The organism is Pseudomonas sp. 2995-1 (genome assembly GCF_002742505.1).
GTDB lineage: Bacteria > Pseudomonadota > Gammaproteobacteria > Pseudomonadales > Pseudomonadaceae > Aquipseudomonas > Aquipseudomonas sivasensis.
This window is the reverse complement of the sequence record NZ_LJSA01000417.1, coordinates 1-575: the sequence shown is the minus strand read 5'-3', so window position 1 is coordinate 575 and position 575 is coordinate 1. Positions and strand designations below refer to the sequence as shown.

Genomic DNA, 575 nt, shown 5'->3' with positions numbered 1-575 from the left:
TGGGGCCTGAAGTACACCCGTTCGATCTCCGATCCGAAGTTCGAAACCGGCACCGTTGAGACCGACAAAGAACTGCTGCGCAACCTCGTTGCTTACTACTGCGTGCTGGAAGGCATCTTCTTCTACTGCGGCTTCACCCAGATCCTCTCCATGGGTCGCCGCAACAAAATGACCGGCGTGGCGGAACAGTTCCAGTACATCCTGCGCGATGAGTCGATGCACCTGAACTTCGGTATCGATGTGATCAACCAGATCAAAATCGAAAACCCACACCTGTGGGATGCCGAGATGAAGGAAGAAGCGACCCAGATGATCCTGCAAGGGACTCAGCTGGAGATTGAATATGCTCGAGACACCATGCCGCGCGGCGTATTGGGCATGAACGCGGCGATGATGGAGGATTACCTCAAGTTCATCGCTAACCGTCGTCTGTCGCAGATTGGTCTTGAAGAAGAGTATCCAGGCACGACTAACCCGTTCCCGTGGATGAGCGAAATCATGGACTTGAAGAAAGAGAAAAACTTCTTCGAAACCCGTGTGATCGAGTATCAGACTGGCGGCGCGCTGAGCTGGGA

At 53.7% G+C, this 575-nt stretch carries 1 protein-coding gene; it reads left to right on the top strand.

All coding sequences use genetic code 11. From position 1 onward, the window contains the following. A partial coding sequence (locus AOA61_RS21680) for a ribonucleotide-diphosphate reductase subunit beta (RefSeq protein ID WP_143521236.1) occupies positions 1 to 575 on the top strand: 575 nt, incomplete at both ends.